This window comes from Streptomyces sp. S3(2020), assembly GCF_013044505.1.
Taxonomy (GTDB): Bacteria; Actinomycetota; Actinomycetes; order Streptomycetales; family Streptomycetaceae; genus Streptomyces.
The window spans coordinates 1-4,064 of sequence record NZ_JABERD010000404.1 but is presented as its reverse complement, the minus strand read 5'-3'; the positions used below and the strand labels follow the sequence as shown (position 1 = coordinate 4,064).

The following is a 4,064-nucleotide window of genomic DNA, read 5'->3' as shown; positions in this document are numbered from 1 at the left end:
CCCACCGACACGGTCCGCCTCCGCCTCGCGAACCCCACGTCGTACGTCGACCTCCGCGGCCCCACGACCTGCGCCCTGATCACCCCCACCGAGAAGCAGTCGATACACGACCGCCTCGGCCCCGACCCGCTCCGCGACGACGCCGCCCCCGAGACCGCGTACCGCAGGATCTCCCGCAGCCGTACGACGATCGCTGCCCTGCTGATGGACCAGAAGGTCATCGCCGGCGTGGGCAACGTCTACCGCGCCGAGGTCCTCTTCCGGCACGGCATCGACCCGTACCGCACCGGGAACACGCTCACCCCACCGGAGTGGGACGCGATCTGGCACGACCTGGTGGACCTCATGCACGAGGGCGTGCGGAACAACCGCATCGACACGGTCCGCCCGGAACACACCCCCGAGGCGATGGGCCGCCCACCGCGCGTCGACGACCACGGCGGCGAGGTGTACGTCTACCGCAGGGCCAACCTCCCCTGCCACATCTGTGGCGGCGAGATCCGCACCGCCGACCTCGCCGCCCGCAACCTCTTCTGGTGCCCGACCTGCCAGAAACCCTGAGACGGGCCGGCGCCTAGAACCCGTGCGGCAGCCACGGCGCGACGGCGGAGCCGAACCCCACCGCGGCCTCCGCCAGCGCCCCGCGCCGAACCTCCCGCACCCGCCCGGCGGCCCCCAGCGAGGCCAGGCTCACCCCACCGAGATACGCGGCCCCCAACTCCCGTACGGACAGGGCCAGATCCGCCGCGTCGGTGGTCCGCTCGCAGGACGCCCCCTTCGCGTCCCCGCTCAGCCGCCAACGCCCCGCGTTCCAGGGACAGAAGTCGTCCGCGACCTCGAACACCACGTCCACCGGCGCCTGATAGGTCCGCGCCTCCAGCGCGGCCCCCACCTCCACCAGCCGCACGTGCAACGAGTCACGTACCCGCAGCGAACACCGCCGGATGTCGGACACGAGGTACTGCCACGCGTCGTCCACCGGCCGCCCCCGGGTCACCAGCTTCGACGTCAGGTCGATGTCGAACAGGAACCGCCACAGCGCCGCGTACACCGCGGGATCGAGCGCCTCGACATCACGGAGCAGCACCTTGCCCTGCGGCCCGGTCGGCTCCCAGTCCGGCTTCACGGCGAAGCGCGCGTACCCCACGACCTCGCCGTCCCGTTCCGCGACCACGCACTGGAGCGGGGAGGCCCCCTCCCGCTCGCTCTCCGGGTCCAGCAGCATCAGCCGCTCCCAGCCGGTCGTACGCGCCACCATCCCGGGCCGCGACGGCACCACGCGCGCGTACACCGCCTCGCACGCGTCCAGCACCTCGGCGGGCTTCGCGTACCGCAGGCGTACGGCGTCCGTCCCCGGCGGGACGGACAGCCTGACCTGCTTAGTGTCGATCTCGGCGGTCACGGCGTGCGTACCGACGCCGTACCCGAACCGCCCGTAGATGGCGGGCTCGGAGGCGGTCAGCACGGCCAGCGGCCACCCCCACTCCCGTACGTCGTCCAGCTGTCGCCGCATCATCGCCGTGAGGACACCACGGCGACGATGGGTCGCGGACACACTGACCATCGTCACACCGGCGGCCCGCACCGAGGCGCCGCCGGGTACGGTCAGGCGGAAGCTGAACGCCCCCGCCGAACCGACACACACATCGCCGTCCCAGGCGCCGATGGCACGGTCGGTCTCGGTGAGGGAGTCCCACAGCTCACGTTCCTCGGTCGACTCCGGGACCCCGCCGAAGGCGCGGATCAGGTTGTCGTACCACTCGTCCCAGTCCTGCCGCCGCAGTACGCGCAGTTCGGTCGCCAAGTCAGAAGCCATGGACCATGCCTACCAGGGCATTGCGGGACGAGCCAGGGAATTTCTCCTTGGTGGCGGCACGACGGCTTCCTGTGAAGTTCACTGTGAAGTTGAACCTCGGACGGGGGACAAGTGGGACCTCCCGTGCCAAGCAGCTGGTCCGATGGATAGGGTCCCGAACTAATGGCAGCAGGACGAGAGCGGCGCGCGGAAGCCGAGACGTTCACGGCCCGGTTGAAGATGCAGTGGCACCGGGCCCGCGTCGGCCTGCGCAGAAGCGCTGTGGACTACTTCCGCGGGGACGGTTCGGACTGGGTCGCGCTGGCCGGTCTGCTCATCACGATCCCGCTGATCGCGGCCACCACGCTCGCCAACTCGGTCTGGGTCTCCCCGGCCGCGCTGGTCCTCCCGATCGTCGCGGGCGGCCTGCTGCTGCGCCCGGCGAGCCTGCTCGGCCTGTACGCGGCGGCGGCGACGGCACTGATCGTGGAGTCGGTGCAGCTGGGCCCGTACACGGAAGGCCCGTCCCGGGTCACCCCGGGCATCGTGCTCGTGGTGGCGGCCTGCGGCTTCTTCGGGCTGCTGATCGCCCAGTTCCGCAGCCGGGTCGGGGTGCCCTGGCGGCGCGGCGGCACCATGCTCTTCGACCTCCGCGAACGCATCCGGGTCCAGAGCAAGCTCCCGAAGCTGCCGCAGGGCTGGCACCGGGAGATGGCCCTGCGCCCGGCGGGCGGCCAGTCCTTCTCGGGCGACTTCGTGGTCGCGGCCCGCACCAACGGCGGCCGCACGATGGAAGTGGTCCTCACCGACGTCTCCGGCAAGGGCATGGACGCGGGCAGCCGCGCCCTGCTGCTCTCCGGCGCCTTCGGCGGCCTCCTGGGCAGCCTGCCCCCGCACGCGTTCCTCCCCGCGGCCAACGGCTACCTCCTGCGCCAGGACTGGGACGAGGGCTTCGCGACCTCGATCCACCTGGTCCTGGACCTGGACTCCGGCGACTACGAGCTCTACTCCGCGGGCCACCCCCCGGGCCTCCAACTGAGCGCGGGCAGCGGCCGCTGGGAGGAGAAGGCGGCCGAAGGCCCCCTCCTCGGTGTCTACGACGGCGCCCAGTTCGACCCGGTCAAGGGCTCGCTGCGCCCCGGAGACGTCCTGATGCTCTTCACCGACGGCCTCGTCGAGACCTCCGACCGTGACATCGTCGAGGGCATCGACCGCCTCACCGGGGAGGCCGACCGCTATGTGGCCGGCGGCTTCCACGGCGCGGCCTGGCACCTGATCGAAGCGGTGGCCAAGGACGTCAACGACGACCGGGCGCTCCTGCTGATCTGCCGGGAGGGCCCGACGGCCCAGGCGGCGAGCCTCTGAGGGCACCCCCCTCCCACGGTGGGGTTTACCCCCGCCTCGATCCGCCAGCCGCCCGCATGGTCCCCGTACCCCCCGAATCCGTACGTTCGAGACACCACCCCCCGAACGAACGGAAGGACAGCCATGCAGGCCGACTGGGCCGTAGAGCTCCACGGAGTGCACCGCCGCTACGGCCGGGGCCGGACCGCCGTCCACGCCCTGCGCGGCATCGACCTGACCCTGCCGCCACGCACCTTCACCGCGGTCATGGGCCCCTCCGGCTCCGGCAAGTCCACGTTCCTCCAGTGCGCGGCCGGCCTCGACCGCCCCACCTCCGGCACCGTCCGCCTCGCCGGCACGGAGATCACCGGCATGAAGGAGAACAAGCTCACCGCGCTGCGCCGCACCCGCCTCGGCTTCGTCTTCCAGGCCTTCAACCTGCTCCCGTCCCTGACGGTCGAGCAGAACGTGGCCCTCCCGATGCGCCTCGCGGGCCATCGCCCCGACCGCCGGCGCACCGCGGAGGTCCTCGCCCAGGTCGGCCTGACCGACAAGGCCCGCCGCCGCCCCGGCCATCTCTCCGGCGGCCAGCAGCAGCGCGTCGCCATCGCCCGTGCCCTCGTCACCCGCCCCGACGTCGTCTTCGCGGACGAACCGACCGGCGCCCTGGACACCACCACGGCGGCCGAGATCCTCGGCCTCCTGCGCCGCGCGGTGGACGAGCAGGGCGCGACCGTCGTGATGGTCACCCACGACCCGACGGCAGCCGCCTGGGCCGACCGCGTCCTGTTCCTGGCCGACGGAGAACTGGCCGCCCACCTGGACCGGGCGACGCCCGACCGGATCGCGGCCCACATGACGACCCTGACCACACGCGGCAACGACATACCAGCAGCAGCATGACCCCTGCATCTTATACACATCT

4 protein-coding genes are annotated in these 4,064 nt (G+C 72.0%); 3 read left to right on the top strand and 1 reads right to left on the bottom strand.

Annotated elements, in window-relative coordinates; translation table 11 throughout:
- A partial coding sequence (locus tag HLK59_RS48635) for an Fpg/Nei family DNA glycosylase (protein ID WP_171148104.1) occupies nt 1–561 on the top strand: 561 nt, incomplete at its 5' end.
- 13 nt (nt 562–574) lie between these two features.
- Here HLK59_RS48635 and HLK59_RS48630 read toward each other — a convergent pair.
- Nucleotides 575–1,816 (bottom strand): GNAT family N-acetyltransferase, encoded by a 1,242-nt coding sequence (locus HLK59_RS48630; RefSeq protein ID WP_171148103.1) that lies wholly within the window; start codon nt 1,814–1,816, stop codon nt 575–577.
- Between the two features lie 162 nt (nt 1,817–1,978).
- Here HLK59_RS48630 and HLK59_RS48625 point away from each other — a divergent pair, with 162 nt between their 5' ends.
- Together HLK59_RS48625 and HLK59_RS48620 are read left to right on the top strand one after the other, a co-directional pair.
- The gene (locus tag HLK59_RS48625; RefSeq protein WP_171148102.1) at nt 1,979–3,160 is read left to right on the top strand and encodes a PP2C family protein-serine/threonine phosphatase; all 1,182 of its coding nucleotides are present in this window, start codon (nt 1,979–1,981) and stop codon (nt 3,158–3,160) included.
- A 123-nt stretch (nt 3,161–3,283) separates the two neighbouring features.
- A complete protein-coding gene (locus HLK59_RS48620) occupies nt 3,284–4,042 on the top strand; it encodes an ABC transporter ATP-binding protein (RefSeq protein ID WP_171148101.1) in 759 nt (252 codons plus the stop codon).
- The last annotated feature ends 22 nt before the right edge of the window (nt 4,043–4,064 follow it).